At 63.8% G+C, this 13,845-nt stretch carries 16 protein-coding genes; 7 read left to right on the top strand and 9 right to left on the bottom strand.

The features are described 5' to 3' along the window. Positions 1-74 precede the first annotated feature (74 nt). The 3 genes from V8201_RS19085 to V8201_RS18840 all read right to left on the bottom strand — a co-directional run bounded on the left by V8201_RS19085 (position 75) and on the right by V8201_RS18840 (position 2,749). Positions 75-566, bottom strand: coding sequence for a methyltransferase domain-containing protein (locus V8201_RS19085; protein ID WP_373276505.1), 492 nt, complete (start codon positions 564-566; stop codon positions 75-77). Positions 567-659: 93 nt separating this feature from the next. Beyond that, positions 660-1,811, bottom strand: coding sequence for an alginate export family protein (locus V8201_RS18835; RefSeq protein WP_336546285.1), 1,152 nt, complete (start codon positions 1,809-1,811; stop codon positions 660-662). A gap of 368 nt (positions 1,812-2,179) precedes the next feature. Then, positions 2,180-2,749, bottom strand: a complete 570-nt coding sequence (locus tag V8201_RS18840) for a TetR/AcrR family transcriptional regulator (RefSeq protein ID WP_336546275.1) — start codon at positions 2,747-2,749, stop codon at positions 2,180-2,182. Positions 2,750-2,849: 100 nt separating this feature from the next. On the opposite strand from V8201_RS18840, the gene V8201_RS18845 reads away from it, so the two are divergent. Genes V8201_RS18845 through V8201_RS18855 form a run of 3 tightly spaced genes read left to right on the top strand, consistent with a single transcriptional unit; the run spans position 2,850 to position 5,211 of the window. Continuing rightward, the gene (locus V8201_RS18845) at positions 2,850-3,533 is read left to right on the top strand and encodes a DUF1349 domain-containing protein (RefSeq protein WP_037534804.1); all 684 of its coding nucleotides are present in this window, start codon (positions 2,850-2,852) and stop codon (positions 3,531-3,533) included. 5 nt (positions 3,534-3,538) lie between these two features. Further along, positions 3,539-4,087, top strand: coding sequence for a sugar O-acetyltransferase (locus V8201_RS18850; protein ID WP_271299033.1), 549 nt, complete (start codon positions 3,539-3,541; stop codon positions 4,085-4,087). Beyond that, positions 4,084-5,211 carry an acyltransferase family protein gene (locus V8201_RS18855; RefSeq protein ID WP_336546277.1) on the top strand — a complete coding sequence of 376 codons (1,128 nt, stop codon included), beginning with the start codon at positions 4,084-4,086 and terminating at the stop codon, positions 5,209-5,211. Before V8201_RS18850 ends, V8201_RS18855 begins: the two co-directional genes overlap by 4 nt. A 116-nt stretch (positions 5,212-5,327) precedes the next feature. Here V8201_RS18855 and V8201_RS18860 read toward each other — a convergent pair whose 3' ends face one another. The 4 genes from V8201_RS18860 to V8201_RS18875 are packed head-to-tail and all read right to left on the bottom strand — an operon-like array spanning position 5,328 to position 8,141. Then, a complete protein-coding gene (locus tag V8201_RS18860; protein ID WP_336546278.1) occupies positions 5,328-6,014 on the bottom strand; it encodes an SDR family NAD(P)-dependent oxidoreductase in 687 nt (228 codons plus the stop codon). 25 nt (positions 6,015-6,039) lie between these two features. After that, a complete protein-coding gene (locus tag V8201_RS18865) occupies positions 6,040-6,756 on the bottom strand; it encodes an SDR family oxidoreductase (RefSeq protein WP_336546279.1) in 717 nt (238 codons plus the stop codon). Positions 6,757-6,806: 50 nt separating this feature from the next. After that, positions 6,807-7,481, bottom strand: coding sequence for a peroxiredoxin-like family protein (locus V8201_RS18870; RefSeq protein ID WP_336546280.1), 675 nt, complete (start codon positions 7,479-7,481; stop codon positions 6,807-6,809). Positions 7,482-7,505: 24 nt separating this feature from the next. After that, positions 7,506-8,141, bottom strand: a complete 636-nt coding sequence (locus tag V8201_RS18875) for a glutathione S-transferase family protein (RefSeq protein WP_037534800.1) — start codon at positions 8,139-8,141, stop codon at positions 7,506-7,508. A 114-nt stretch (positions 8,142-8,255) separates the two neighbouring features. Here V8201_RS18875 and V8201_RS18880 point away from each other — a divergent pair, with 114 nt between their 5' ends. The 3 genes from V8201_RS18880 (at position 8,256) to V8201_RS18890 (ending at position 11,542) form a co-directional block, all read left to right on the top strand. Beyond that, a complete protein-coding gene (locus tag V8201_RS18880; protein WP_336546281.1) occupies positions 8,256-9,134 on the top strand; it encodes a LysR family transcriptional regulator in 879 nt (292 codons plus the stop codon). A gap of 98 nt (positions 9,135-9,232) precedes the next feature. Then, positions 9,233-9,997: an enoyl-CoA hydratase/isomerase family protein gene (locus V8201_RS18885; protein WP_271299027.1), complete on the top strand. Its 765-nt coding sequence runs from the start codon at positions 9,233-9,235 to the stop codon at positions 9,995-9,997. A gap of 448 nt (positions 9,998-10,445) precedes the next feature. Beyond that, positions 10,446-11,542 (top strand): IS3 family transposase gene (locus V8201_RS18890; protein ID WP_336546282.1). Its coding sequence is split into 2 segments (ribosomal slippage): positions 10,446-10,695 and positions 10,695-11,542, totalling 1,098 coding nucleotides; the frame shifts between segments, so codons are not numbered across the junction. Positions 11,543-11,847: 305 nt separating this feature from the next. Here V8201_RS18890 and V8201_RS18895 read toward each other — a convergent pair. Next, complete coding sequence (locus V8201_RS18895; RefSeq protein ID WP_037534796.1) at positions 11,848-12,717, bottom strand: oxidoreductase; 870 nt, start codon at positions 12,715-12,717, stop codon at positions 11,848-11,850. Between the two features lie 50 nt (positions 12,718-12,767). Between V8201_RS18895 and V8201_RS18900 the strand changes: the two genes are divergently transcribed. Then, positions 12,768-13,379: a TetR/AcrR family transcriptional regulator gene (locus V8201_RS18900; RefSeq protein ID WP_336546283.1), complete on the top strand. Its 612-nt coding sequence runs from the start codon at positions 12,768-12,770 to the stop codon at positions 13,377-13,379. A 139-nt stretch (positions 13,380-13,518) separates the two neighbouring features. Here the strand turns inward: V8201_RS18900 and V8201_RS18905 are convergent. Continuing rightward, the coding region (locus tag V8201_RS18905) for a carbohydrate porin (RefSeq protein WP_336546284.1) at positions 13,519-13,845 on the bottom strand (327 nt) is incomplete at its 5' end.

The following is a 13,845-nucleotide window of genomic DNA, read 5'->3' on the forward strand; positions in this document are numbered from 1 at the left end:
GCTTCCGTTTCATTCCGTCCGTCCCTCCAAGGGCCGGTCTCTAGTTCCAGGTGGATGAAGAAACGGGGGGCACGTCAATCGGGCAAGTCACCCGAAAGATCGACCGCGCGATACTGGATGCGCGCGACACCCAGGTCTGCGTCGGTCTCTTGCGCTACCGCCAGCGCCTGTTCACTCCGGTCGATCGCCACGACTTCGCCGTCTGGCCCGGCAAGCCCAGCCACAAATCGACTGAGGTCACCATTGCCGCAACCGACATCGAGCACCCGCGCACCGGGAGTTATGCCGATGTCGCCGAAGAAGCGTGCACTGGGAGCATTGGCCGGATTGGGCGGGGAGCGTAGGAGTGGGTGAGACATTGTCTCATAATACAGAAGGTTGCGCTCGTGCCAAGTGCGGCTGTCCAGGGGGTTCGGACAATCACGGACACGGGGCGGGACGAGAGGCCTATTTCTTGATGCGATGAACGAGTGTCCGAAGTTGGCGTACAGGAAAGGGAGCTTGAACGTCTGGTAGTGGGTCATCGTGACAAAGGGGGGCAGTCTCTTTTGCCCCACCGCAGACATTCTGCCTCTTCGTCTTTTGCGTTATCGAGACAAAGTGGCAATTTCCGGCGATAGCCATAGCATATAGACCAGCGCAGCCGCCTAGACGAAACATCAGAAAGCAGCGCCCATCGGGCCAAAGAGAGCCACACGACCTGGATCGCGGGTATCATAGAAGACTCGCATGGTGGGCATCACCGTCTTTCCGCGCCCAAGTTCGAGGCGCAACGCCTTCAACAGGTGATGCCGTACCCGCCCGTCAAACTGCGTGCCAGCGAACGAACCCGATCGGCCGCTCGCGTCGCGCACGCCCGTAAACGAGAATATATCGTGGCGCGCCGCCAGCCAGAACGGACGGAGCGAGGCCATCAAATTGGTCCGCTTGTCAGGCGTAGCCTCGATCCGCGCGCCCGGACTGACGAAATTGCTGCGGATGATGGCGTTGTAGAGCCCGGCATGTGCGAGGTCGGCGCGGCGCATGCCGAACAGCGTGTCGAACCGTTCGTAGTCGCCGCCCGGCCGATCTCCGCTCGCATGGTCGTATTCGACCGCGACGCGCGGCTTCCAGCCGCCCTGGAGCGTGTAGCCGATGTCGCCATGCAAGAACCATGCAGCGACGTCCTGGCGCGGCGCGTTGGCGGCGAGGCTTGTGGAGATGCGTCCGCGCGGAATGATCCCCTCCACTTCATAGTCGACGCCGCCTGCAATGGGTTCGGCAATGACGCGCAGGGCGCCCGTGTTGAGCGACCGGTCGCGGGTCGGTCTGCCTGGCCGGTCGCGTTCGCCACGATGGAAGAGCGAAGTTTCGACGGTCGCACGCCCGATTGTCTTCGAGCGGCTCAGCAATCCGCCCCACAGGACGAGATCGAAACCCTCGCGATCCGGTGCGACGCTGTTCAGTCGCAGCGAGGGCACGTCTTCGGGGCGGCGCTGTTGCGGCAGCACGTAGATGGCGGTCGACCTCCACCCACCGCGCCAGGCGAGATCGGCGCGGACGCCGGTGTAGCCAATGGTGGTATTTCGATAGTCGTCGGCCGCGACCAGCCGGCGTGAGCCGAGATTGAGTAGGAACCGCCCAGCCTGGATCGTCGCGTTCGTGTCGCGCCCGAATGGGGCGGTCGGCTTCCATACGACATAGTAGGCTTGGATGAGCTCGAACCTATTCACCTCGCCGGTCAAAAGCGGCGTCCCTGCATTGTCGCCGGAGACGCGGCTGTCCCACAGCTCGCCCACCACCTTGACGGGGCCGTCCTCGTACCGACCGATGCGACGAGGCGGGCGAGCTTATCGGGTGTTATTGCGTTTGGAGCAGGCATGATGCGTCCCTTGCGTGATCGTGCTGGACGCGATGCTCTGGCTGACGCCTCGTGGGGAGGTCGCAATCCCCATGCGCCTCATCAGCCATGCCCATCTTGCGATGTCAATCATCAGTCCCGCGTCCCGATGCTCGTTAGGGCCGAGTTTTGAGAAGCCTTTAATTCCCATCGTTCGATCCTTTTTGAAAAAGCTGGCGGGGCAGCCGGCAGGGCTGAGGCTCAGTACCTCCTTCGCTGCCAACGTGAATGAATGGCAGAAGGTGAGGAGCCGAAAAAGAGGCCGCGAATGTCCGTTTTTGAGTCGCTTTGTCCAAACCGTCAGTTTTGTCTCATGATGTTATCCATGCCGGTTATGCGATCCACAATCATCCGAATGGCATCTTCATCAAGCGGCTCGGTGTCGATTGAATTGTGGATGCCGATGCCCTCGACCAGCGCGTCCAGCGCCCTTGCCGTCAACGGATCAAAGAAGCGCTCGAGCGCCGCGCGACTGTTGCTCATCCACCGCCGCATCACCGCGGCGACGGGCGGATGGCGTGCGGCAAAGGCATAGAGTTCATAACTGAGCAGCAAGGTGCGCGGTGTAGCCCATATCGATCCCGCGATGATGGCGACGATCGCCGCCTTGGCGCTGTCCCGATCGCCTGCCATTGCCATCCGCTTCGCAAATTCCTCCGACGATTGCTCGGCCAATTGCAGAAATGCCGCTGCGATAAGGTCGTCCAGTGTCGCGAAATAATAGGTGACGGACCCTAGCGGGACGGCTGCAGCCGCCGCGATGCGACGATGCGTGGTGCCCGTCACGCCGTATTCGGCGACGACATCCAGCGTCGCTTCGATGATCCGCTGTCGACGTTCAGGATCGTTCCGCTTCGTCCCGCCGCTCACGGCACCCCCTTTGCAAAGCATATGTACATATGTACATTTGTACATATCTTTCGTCAGCGGGCGTCGCTCGCTGCCGTAGCCTATAGGGAGGACGGGGGGCATGCAGGAAGCAATAGTATCGCGGCGCACGGTCATGGGTGGTGCGACGGCGCTGGCGGTCCCGTCGATCGCACGCGGCAGCGGTAGCTTGGTACATACCGTGCTGGGGCGAGGCGACGGCGTCTGGCTGAACGCGCCCCGTCGCTGGAACGTCGATGCGAGCGGAGAAATGACACTGGTCACCGATCGGGCCACCGATTTCTGGCGCGAAACCCATTATGGCTTCACGCGGGATTCCGGTCATTTCCTCGGTTTCGCCACTCCAGCCGCGTTCACGGCGCAGCTGCGCATTCGCGGGGAGTATCGACAGCTTTATGATCAGGCAGGCATCATGATCCGGATCGACGAGCGTCGCTGGATCAAGGCCGGAATCGAACTGTCCGATGGCCGCGCGATGTTGAGCAGCGTCCTGACCGATGGTCGCTCGGACTGGGCGACCAGCCCTTACGCACACGATCCACGCGATTTTTGGATGCGGGCCACGGTCGCCAACGGTGTGCTGCGCTTGCAGGTCTCGGCGGATGGCATGACGTGGCCTCTTGTTCGATTGGCACCGTTTCCCGTGGTGTCTTCCTATCGCGTCGGCCCCATGGCCTGCACGCCTGAGCGCGAGGGGCTGGGTGTACGGTTTTCCGATCTGCGGATTACCCCGCCGCTCGGCAAAGACCTGCATGATCTGAGCTGAGTGTGATGAGCGAGAAGACCAAGATGCTGGCGGGCGAGCTTTACACCGCCGACGATCCCGAACTGACCGCCGACGCGGCGCGCACGGCGGCGTGGATAGCTCGGTACAACGGCATGGCTGACGCCTCAGCGGCCGATCGCGATCAATTGCTACGCGAGGCAATCGGGGACGTCGGAGAACAGGTTACCGTCCGAGCGCCATTCTACTGCGACTATGGTTATAACATCTATCTCGGCACGGGAGCGTTCCTAAACTTCGGCTGCGTCGTGCTCGACGTCGTGCGCGTCGATATCGGTGCCGGTACGCAGATCGGGCCGGGCGTGCAGATCCTGACCGCCGACCATCCCCGCGACCCCGCTCTGCGGGCGCGGCGGCTGGAATTCGGACGGCCAGTCCGGATCGGCGCGAACGTTTGGATCGGCGGTGGCGCATTGATCTTGCCCGGCGTGACGATCGGTGACGATGCGATTGTCGGCGCCGGCAGCGTGGTCACCCGTGATGTCGCAGTTGGAGAGACAGTCGTGGGTAACCCCGCACGAGCAGCACGACGATGATCCCGCAGTGTCCACCGGATGCCGTGGTTATCCGCGACGGCAAGGCTCATTTCGAGGTTCTCGATGGGCTGCGCGGCACCGCAGCGCTGCTGGTGGTAGCGTTCCATATCCAGGGCATCACGGTGCTGTTCGACGCGCCGCGACTGCTGCTGCCGCATGCGTATCTGGCAGTCGATTTCTTCTTCGCGCTGTCGGGCTTCGTCGTCGGCTATGCCTATGACGATCGATGGGGAACGATGTCGACACGCCAGTTCCTGGTCCGCCGGTTGATCCGGCTGCATCCCCTCGTCGTGCTGGGCGCGGTGCTCGGGCTGCTCAGCTATGTGGCGGACCCGTTCGCGGGCAATCGGCAAAATGCGCCGGGAATACGCATCGCATTTGCGTTCGTCATGGCGTTGTTCGCTTTGCCATCCGCGCCGCTGGCCAACCGCTTGGGGGACAGCCATCCGCTGAATGCCCCCGCCTGGACGCTGTTGCAGGAATATATCGGCAACCTGGCCTATGCGCTGGTGCTCCGGCGGCTCGAAACGCGTGCGCTGGCGATAACGGCGCTTATCGCCGGACTGATGTCCGCGGCGATGGCGCTGTCGCTGGGGTCTTACGATACCGGTTGGGGGCTCGCCAATTTTTGGGGCGCGCCCGTGCGGCTTGCTTATCCGTTCATCACCGGTCTGCTGATCTTCCGCCTACATGACCGGCTGCCGCGATGGCGTATCGGCTTCGTGCCGCTCAGTCTGAGCCTCGGCGTCATCTTCGCCGCCCCCGTGTTGCCCAGCTACGGTGGCCTCAAGTTCAACGGCCTGTATCAGACAGTGTGCGTGCTGCTGTTGTTTCCAGCAATCATCGTGTTGGGGGGGCATTCGGGCGGCGGTCGGGTGGTGAGCCGCCTGTGTCGTGCGGCAGGACAGCTATCCTACCCACTGTACATCACGCATTACCCCTTCGTGTACCTATACATGAATTGGATCGCTGCCGGTGGCACGACGACATGGGTGACGGTGTCGGTTGCGGCGGCCCTCTATGCCTTCACGATAGCCTTCGCCTTTGCCGCTTACCGCTGGTGGGACCTGCCGCTTCGTCTGGCCTTGCAGCGGCGACGGGTCGAGCAAAGACGCCGCTACTGACATGTCACCGTTGGCCAGAGCGGTTCCGGCGAATGCCCCGATGCTGATGTCCATGGCATCCCACCCGAATGAATGGCCGGAGTTGAGGACGAATCAGGAGGTGACCGCGGGCTTCGTCACCAAGGCAAGGTCGTGTCGAAGCGATCGACATAGCGAAGCCCGGGTTTGCCCCGATTGGCGTCGATCATATCGACGACCAATGGAATGCTTTCCTCGATCGAAAGGGAGGCGTCGCTGCCGCCCATGTCCGTCCGCACCCACCCCGGTGCGACGAGGAGGAGCGTGTGGCCGTCGCGCGCCTGCTTGGCGGCATACCCCTTCATCAGCATGTTGAGCGCGGCCTTGCTGGATGCGTAAAGCTGCCAGCCGCCGTTCGCATTGGCGATGCTGCCGAGTTCGGACGTCATGACTGCAATGGTCCCGCCCTCCGGAACCAGGTCACGCAGCACCTCAGCCGCGCGGATCGGCGAGAAGGCATTGGTCAGCATCATGTCGAGGAAGTCGCCCTCGCTGGCGGTGGCGGGGCTCGCTTCGATCGCACGGGCGATGCCAGCGTTGATGAAAAGCATGTCGAGGCGGCGATCGCGCAGCCGGTCATGCAGGGCGCGCACGCCGTCCCCATCGTTGATGTCGACCGTCTCGACGTCGATCTTTCCGGGATGTCGCTCGCTCAGGCGGTCGAGCGCGTCCGACCTTCCGCGTGCGGTGGCGATGACGTGCCACCCCCGCCCAAGCCATTCTTCGGTAAGCGCAAAGCCCAGGCCTCGCGAGGCGCCGAGGACGAGAACGGTCTGTCGGGTCATGATCTTCTCCAATATTGTTTTGCGGTCAGAACGCGGCCTTGCCGATCGAGGCTCCGCCATCGACGTGCAGCGTCTGGCCGGTGATGAACCCGGCATCGTCCGACAGCAGGAAGGCGATCGCTGCGGCGATCTCGTTCGGCTGGCCGAAACGGAGCATGGGCACGTTCGCCAGATACCGGCGTTCGCCTTCGCTGCCCGGCGGATTGTTGGCACGGAAGAGGTCGGTTTCGGTCGGGCCCGGCGACACGGCGTTGACGGTGATGCCTGTTGTCGCCAGCTCCAGCGCCCAGCTGCGGGTGAAGCTCGCGAGCGCGGCCTTGGCGGCGGCATAGGCGGTCCGATCGACCGCACCGAGGACGGTGAGGCTGGTGATGTTGACGATGCGGCCCCAGCCACGGGCGCTCATGCCGGGCAGCAGCGCCTGCACCGCCTGAACCGCCGGATGGAGGTTGACGCGAAGCACCTCATCGAGCGCTGGCAGCGCGATCTCGCCCAATCGCTGGGGCGCGACCAGCCCGACATTGTTGACGATCCCGTCGAACGCGAAGCGCGTCGTCAGGTCGGTAAGGGCCGCCTCGGTCGCCTCGGCATCCGCAAGATCGACCTGGCGGAATGTGCCGGGGAAGTCCGGCGCGACGCCACGCGCAAGACCGACGACATGATCGCCGGCGCGCACCAGGCGGTGGGCGAGCGCCAGGCCGATGCCTTTGCTGGCGCCGGTGACGAGGAAGGTGCGGGACATGGAATGCTCCGTCGGGAAGGCCCGGTCGCGATGGCGACCGGGCCGATCGGTCAGGCGGCGACACTGGCGGCGCGGCGAAGTGTCGGCAGCATGTCTTCGGGCTCTGGGCGGCGCGTATAGTCGGGGTTCACCTCGGCATAGAGGATGATGCCATCCTGCCCGATCACGAAGCGGCCCGGCATCGGCAGCGTCCAGCTCGGATCGCCGTTGAACGAGGGCAGATCGTTCTTCAGCGCCTTGTAAAGCTCGACCAGATAGTCCGGCAGTTCGAAGCGCAGCCCGAAGCTGGCCGCGACATCGTTGTGCGTGTCCGAGAGGATCGGAAAGCCGAGCGCGTTCTGACGTACCGACTTGCGGCTGTTGACGGCGGTCTGGGGCGAGATGGCCACGAGCTTTGCGCCCAATGCTTCGAAGTCCGGCAATGCGGCCTGCAAGGCCTGCAGCTCCATATTGCAATAGGGGCACCACACGCCGCGATAGAAGCTGACGACGAGCGGCCCCTGGGCGAGCAGCTTCGCCGAGGAGACGGGCTTGCCATCGGGATCATCGAGCGTGAAGGCCGGTGCCCGGTCGCCCGCCTTCAACGCGCGCCCCGCTGCGCCACTGGCGATCAGTTCGGCCGTGGCGCGGTGCATCGTCTCGATGACCGATGGCGGGACGTTGTACGGCGGTTTGCCGGCTTCGAAGTCGGTCTTGAAGGCGTCGAGCTGGGCTTGCAGGGTCATGGGTCTTCTCCTTCGATTTGAAGGTCAGGCAGAGGGGGCGAGAGCGTTGACGCGGGCGACCGCGCGCTGGACGGCGGGGCGGGCGTCGATCGCGGCGAACCAGCGGGCGACATGCGGCGCATCGTCGAAGTCGATCCCGGCGAACTCACGCCGCCACAGCCAGCCGTAGTGGGCGATGTCGGCGATGCTGAATTCGCTACCGGCGACGAAGCGGCGCTCGGACAGTACACCGTTCAGGACCGTCACGACCCGACGAGCTTCCGTGGTGAAGCGGTCGATCGCGATCGGCTGCGGCTTTGCGGCAAAGCGCTGGAAGAAGCCGGACTGGCCGAAGGCGGGGCTGAGCGCGGAGGCATGGAAGAAGAGCTGCTCGAAGACACGCGCCCGGTCCTCGCCGCTTTCGGGCAGCAGGTGGCCCGTCCTCTCGGCGAGATAGACGAGGATCGCCGCGGACTCGGTGAGCACGAAGCGTTCGCTATCGGCCGCCGTGTCGACCAGCACCGGCACCTTGGCATTGGGATTGAGCGCGACGAACGCAGCATCCTTCTGCTCGCCCTTGAGAACGTTGACGCCGTGCAGTGTGTAGTCGAGCCGCAGTTCCTCCAGACCGATCAGTACCTTGATGCTGTTAGGGGTGGCGAAGGCGTAGACGTCGATCATGGCGGGCTCCTCGGCGGTGTGAGGAACAGATGCCGCGCTCCCGCTCGACACGGCAGCAGGCCATGAGCGATAACGCTCATTCCGAGGAGGAATGACGTGGATCGATATCAAGCGATGGCGACGCTCGTGCGGGTCGTGGAAACCGGCTCCTTTTCCGCGGCGGCACGCCAGCTCAATGTCGGCCAGCCCGCCGTATCCAAGACGATCGCGCAGCTGGAGGGGCGTCTGCAAGTCAGCCTTCTGATCCGCTCCACCCACGGGTTGACGCCGACGGAGGCGGGGCTGCGATTCTACGAACGGGCCAAAGCGGCCTTGCGCGAGGCGGACGAGGCGGAGCTCGCTGCCCGCGGCGCTGGGGCAGGGCTATCCGGTTGCCTGCGGGTGTCGGCCGCGACGACTTTCGCCCGGCTCTACATCTTGCCGCTGCTGCCGCGATTTCTCGACGATCATCCCGATCTCGAGATCGACGTCATCCTAGACGATCGGGTGATCGACCTGATCGCAGAAGGTATCGATGTCTCGTTGCGGATGGGCAATTTACCGGATTCTGCGGCCGTCGCACGCAAGCTGGCGACCGGCGGGCGGTCGGTGTTCGCAACGCCCAACTATCTGGCGCGAGCTGGCGAGCCGGAGAGCCCAGCCGATCTCGCCGTCCACGAGACCATCATCTACAGCCAGCTGACCGACGTCTGGTCCTTCACGCGGGAGGGTGCCGAGGCGTCGGTGACCGTTCATGGCCGGATTCGCGTCAATGCGGCGGAGGGCCTTCGCGCGGCGGTGCTCGCCGACATGGGGCTGACGATCGGGTCAGACTGGATGTTCGGTCCCGAACTGGCCGATGGCCGGATCAGGCGTCTGCTGACCGACTGGTCGCTGCCGCCGATCGATCTCTGGGCCGTATTCCCGGCTGGGCGCATGGCGAGCGCGAAGGCCCGCGCGTTCGCAAGCTTCGTCGCAGCCGCACTCGACGAGGTCTATTCCCAACCGGCATAAGCCTTATCGCCACACGCCGTCGTCCGCTTCCGCGCTCGTTGGCCTAGCTGATCGTCATGCCGACCAACCCGGTCGCGCCAGGATCAAGGATCAGCACCATGGCCAAGTTCGACACCTATCGCGATGCCTTTCCGAATGCCCACCTGACCCGGAAGGACAACGGTGTGCTGGAAGTCGCGCTGCACACCGATGGCGGCAAGCTCGTCTTCAATGGGCACACCCATGAGCAGTTCGTGGAGCTGTTCCACCAGATCGGCGAGGACCGGGATACCCGCGCGGTGATCCTGACCGGATCAGGCAATGCCTTCATGGATGCGATCGAGCCGGACGGCTTCGACTTCTTCACGCCGCAGGGGTACGATAAGATCCTGCGCGAGGGGCGCAAGGTGCTGTCGAACATCCTCGATATCGAGGTGCCGATGATCGCCGCACTGAACGGCCCGGTGCTGCTCCACAGCGAATATGCGCTGCTCGCCGACATCGTCCTGGTCACCCCCGACACCGTTTTTCAGGATAAGCCGCATTTCGACTTCGGCATCGTGCCAGGCGACGGCGTGCATATCCTCTGGCCGCATGTGATCGGATCGGTACGTGGTCGCTACTTCCTGCTGACGCGGCAGATTCTTGATGCGCGGACAGCCAAGGAATACGGCGCCGTCAACGAGATCGTCCCGGCCGACCGCCTGCTCGCCCGCGCGCATGAGATCGCCGACGGTATCGCTGCCTTGCCGCCGCTGACCGGCCGCTACACCCGCATGGCGCTGACCCATCGGCTGCGTCGCCTGGTTGAGGAAGGCACCGCCTATGGCCTTGCGCTTGAGGGTATCAGTGCAGCTCAAGTCGCGAGGGAAGTGGCCGCATAGCGCTCTTTATTGGGTGCCACGCATAATCGCCGGGTGGCACCACCTATGCCTGAATGAGTGACCGTTTTCGAGAAGGTGACGGTCGGACCCCGATGACTGGATTTTGGTTAGGCCGCAAGATCGGGCGCTTTTACCGACCAACCATCCCAATGCATCACGATATCGCACGCGGTCTGAAAATATGGCGGGGTAAGTGCCGATCGCCCCGAGCTGGTCTGCATGCCGCTGCAGCTGTCCAGCCACTTTGTGCGTACCTTCCAGACGTCGCTTGGCAGAAGATAACGATGCCACAAGCGTGCGACGCAATGTCCGGCGAAGAGGCGCTCAAGAACATCATGCATACGGGCTAAAGAAATGTCGGCGTGCCGCTTGACGTCCCCCCTGTTTTTTCATCCATGTTGAGTGAGAGTTTTCCGGCCCTTTGAAGCCTGCGGGCGAGGAGCTGGACATGAAGAAGACGAGGCACACGGAAGAGCAGATCGCGTTCGCGCTGAAGCAGGCGGAGACGGGTACGTCGGTTGCGGAGGTGATCCGCCGGATGGGGATCTCGGAGCAGACGTTCTACCGTTGGAAGGTGTACGGCGGGTTGGGGGTGGGCGAGCTGCGGCGGTTGAAGCTGCTCGAGGAGGAGAACCGCAAGCTCAAGCAGCTGGTCGCGGACCTGAGCCTGGACAAGCATATTCTGCAGGACGATCTGGCAAAAAAGCCCTGACGCCTGGACGACGGCGCGAGCTCGTCGCGCACGTCCAGGCGTCTCACGGCGTCAGCGAGCGACGCAGCTGCCTGGCGTTGGGCGTCGACCGGCCGTCGGTGCGCTACGTGTCGCATCGGCCGGATCAGGCACCGCTGATGCTGCGCATCCGTGATCTGGCCGCGACGCGAACGCGGTACGGCTACTTCCGCATCTACATCCTGCTGCGCAGGGAAGGATGGATCGTGAACCACAAGAGGGTCTACCGGCTCTACCGGGATGATGGACTGAGCCTGCGGCTCAAGAAGCCTCGCCGCAACGTCAGCGCCGCCAACCGCGACCGGCAACCCGCGGCTGCGGCGGCCAACGAAATGTGGTCGATGGATTTTATCTCGGACGCGCTGTTCGACGGTCGGCGGCTGCGGGCGCTGACGGTGGTGGACGCGTTCACGCGCGAGGCGCTGGCGATCGACGTCGACCAGGGCATCAAGAGTGAGCAGGTGGTCGAGGTGATGGCGCGGATCTCGTCGATCCGCGGTGCGCCCCGAACCATCCGGGTGGACAATGGGCCGGAGTTCATCTCGAAGGCGCTCGACCTATGGGCCTATGAGAACGGCGTCATGCTGGACTTCAGCCGTCCAGGCAAACCGACGGACAATGCCTTCGTGGAATCGTTCAACGGTCGCCTGCGAGACGAGTGCCTGAACACGCACTGGTTCCTGTCCCTGGAGGACGCGCGGGCCAAGATCGAGGCCTGGCGGCGGGACTACAACGAGAGCCGCCCTCACACATCGCTTGGCTGGCTGACGCCGGTAGAATATGCTGCTGCCACGGCCAAGATCGCGGCCGAATGAACGCCGGAAACTCACCCTCGACCCGGATGAGAAACCGGGGGACCCTCAACACCCGGTCGGTCTCTGGTTGCCGCTGGATGAAAGACTGGGGTCAGGTCACCGCCGGTCGCCAATTCGGGGCTTGCGGTAGCTCTCGAGACAGAACGGCCGCAGATGCTCCATCTGTTCGTCAGACAGCCAAACAGCTCGCCCAAACCGATTGCCTCATGGAGCCTGAAATCAGATCGCTTCCCTCACATCATCGGATCCCGACCCGAGCGTCTGCAGGTGGGCCGAAGCTGTCGCGCAGCAAGTGCACCGCAGCCCTAAGCCGAACGCGTGGCCCCTCGATCACACCCGAAGCTCGTCGAGCGTGAGAGGGTGTCCCAAGCGCCGAGTTCCACCTTCATTGCCTCCAACTTCTGTTCGACCAAGTCGAGCGCGTCATCGCCCAGGAATAGCCGGACTGGCGGATTTGCTGACTCGACCAGTGCGAGCAGGGCCTGCGCGGCCTTTGCCGGATCGCCGGGCTGGTTGCCGCTCTTGGCGTGCCTCGCGGCACGGATCGGATCCATCACCGCGTCATAATCGCCGATGGTGCGTGGCGTGCGATCCATGGACCGGCCGGCCCAATCGGTGCGGAACTGGCCCGGCGCGAGCGCCGTCACCCGGATGCCGAAACTCGCTAGTTCCTTGCCGAGCGCTTCCGAAATGCCCTCCAGGGCAAACTTGCTGCCGCAGTAGAAGCTGATCCCCGGCATGGTGATGAAGCCACCCATGGACGTGACGTTGATGATGCGGCCGCGACGCCTTTCGCGCATCCCGGGCAGCACCGCCTTCATCATCGCGACCGGGCCGAACACGTTCGCCGAGAATTGCCGATGCAGATCGTCGATGGACGATTCCTCCAGCACGCCCTCATGGCCATATCCGGCGTTGTTCACCAGCACGTCGATGATGCCGACCTGCCGCTCGGCAGCCGTCACAGCTACCGGAATGGCATCGAAGTCGGTCACGTCGAGCACCAGCGGATGCGCGCGGTCGGGTGCGAGTGCGGCGAAGGCTTCGGCATCGGCAGCGCGGCGCACGGTACCGATCACCCGATGGCCGGCGTGCAGCGCGCCTTCGGCGAATGCCCTGCCGAGGCCGGAGCTGACACCGGTGATGAGGAAAGTCTTAAAAGTGGGGGTCGTCATGACTACACTCCGCAAACTCACAATACCTATATCATGATATAGATGCGGACATGGCGAACAGCAAGATCGATCCTCCTTCCCCCGGCTCCAGAGGCGAGCCGCTGCGTCAGCGCGTGATCGACGCGGCCGAACGGCTGCTCCGCGACGGCAAGGCCGACTTTTCGATGCGCGACCTCGCAGCGGAGGCCGGGGTCAGTTTCGCGACACCGTTCAATCAGTTCGGATGCAAGGCGGCGATCATGCAGACGCTCTCCCAGCGTCGGATCGACACGATGGAAATCCGCTTCGCCGCTGCGCCTCGGCTGACGGATACGGCCGCGCGCGTCATGCTGGCCATCGATACGGCGGCGGCGGTGATGCTGGAGGAACCTGCGATCAACCGCGCGGTGATGGGCTTGCTCGGTACCGCCAGTTCGTCGCCCGGACAGGTCTGGGCACGCTCGACGGCGCTCTGGACGCTCGCGCTCGGCGCGGGAGACGGGTTGATCCCGGCCCGGCGGGAAGAGGCGTTACGATCTTTGCCGGGGCAACTCGCCTTCGCCTTTCGTGGGGTGCTGTCGTTCTGGACTGCGGGCGAATTGCCCGACGGGGCACTCGCGTCCACCGCGCGAGACCTCGCTGGCACCTTGCTGCTTGGCTTTACCGAGCAGCAGCCGTCTTGAAACTCTGGCTTATGAAGCCGCCAGAGCGGCCATACGAGCGTCTACCAAATCACGCAGGGTCGCAGGCGCCGGACAAGCGTCGTCGTCACCTGAAGCTGTCTTCATAAGCCGAGCCGCGCCAACCGAACCACGGATGTCTTCATCCGCCGAACAGCTGCGCCAGTTTGACGTCGATGCGCACGCCCAGCACGATGGCACTTGGAATGTTGGTCGTGCGCTTGGACGCATAAATTGGGTCGGGGTTGATGACATATTGCACGTTGGGGAGGATACGGAGACCGGGCAGCGCGGCCCAGCCGTAGTTGATCTCGCCGACGATCTCGTCGTGGTGCGGTGAGCCGGTGCCGCCCGCCTTGGCGCGCAGGTCGCGTAGATAGTCGATCTGCTGATCGCTGAAATGGGTGTTGGAGACGATGAACCCGATCGTGTCATTGTCCTGGCCCTTGAACGTCCCGGTCTTGACGAA

This window comes from Sphingomonas kyungheensis (assembly GCF_037120395.1).
Classification (GTDB): domain Bacteria; phylum Pseudomonadota; class Alphaproteobacteria; order Sphingomonadales; family Sphingomonadaceae; genus Sphingomonas; species Sphingomonas kyungheensis.

Excerpts from the sequence above, each read along its gene's own strand:
- V8201_RS19085 (WP_373276505.1), bottom strand. The coding sequence starts at position 566 with ATGTCTGCGGTGGGGCAAAAGAGACTGCCCCCCTTTGTCACGATGACC.
- V8201_RS18845 (WP_037534804.1), top strand. The coding sequence starts at position 2,850 with ATGCAGGAAGCAATAGTATCGCGGCGCACGGTCATGGGTGGTGCGACG.
- V8201_RS18850 (WP_271299033.1), top strand. The coding sequence starts at position 3,539 with ATGAGCGAGAAGACCAAGATGCTGGCGGGCGAGCTTTACACCGCCGAC.
- V8201_RS18855 (WP_336546277.1), top strand. The coding sequence starts at position 4,084 with ATGATCCCGCAGTGTCCACCGGATGCCGTGGTTATCCGCGACGGCAAG.
- V8201_RS18860 (WP_336546278.1), bottom strand. The coding sequence starts at position 6,014 with ATGACCCGACAGACCGTTCTCGTCCTCGGCGCCTCGCGAGGCCTGGGC.
- V8201_RS18865 (WP_336546279.1), bottom strand. The coding sequence starts at position 6,756 with ATGTCCCGCACCTTCCTCGTCACCGGCGCCAGCAAAGGCATCGGCCTG.
- V8201_RS18870 (WP_336546280.1), bottom strand. The coding sequence starts at position 7,481 with ATGACCCTGCAAGCCCAGCTCGACGCCTTCAAGACCGACTTCGAAGCC.
- V8201_RS18875 (WP_037534800.1), bottom strand. The coding sequence starts at position 8,141 with ATGATCGACGTCTACGCCTTCGCCACCCCTAACAGCATCAAGGTACTG.
- V8201_RS18880 (WP_336546281.1), top strand. The coding sequence starts at position 8,256 with ATGGCGACGCTCGTGCGGGTCGTGGAAACCGGCTCCTTTTCCGCGGCG.
- V8201_RS18885 (WP_271299027.1), top strand. The coding sequence starts at position 9,233 with ATGGCCAAGTTCGACACCTATCGCGATGCCTTTCCGAATGCCCACCTG.
- V8201_RS18895 (WP_037534796.1), bottom strand. The coding sequence starts at position 12,717 with ATGACGACCCCCACTTTTAAGACTTTCCTCATCACCGGTGTCAGCTCC.
- V8201_RS18900 (WP_336546283.1), top strand. The coding sequence starts at position 12,768 with ATGGCGAACAGCAAGATCGATCCTCCTTCCCCCGGCTCCAGAGGCGAG.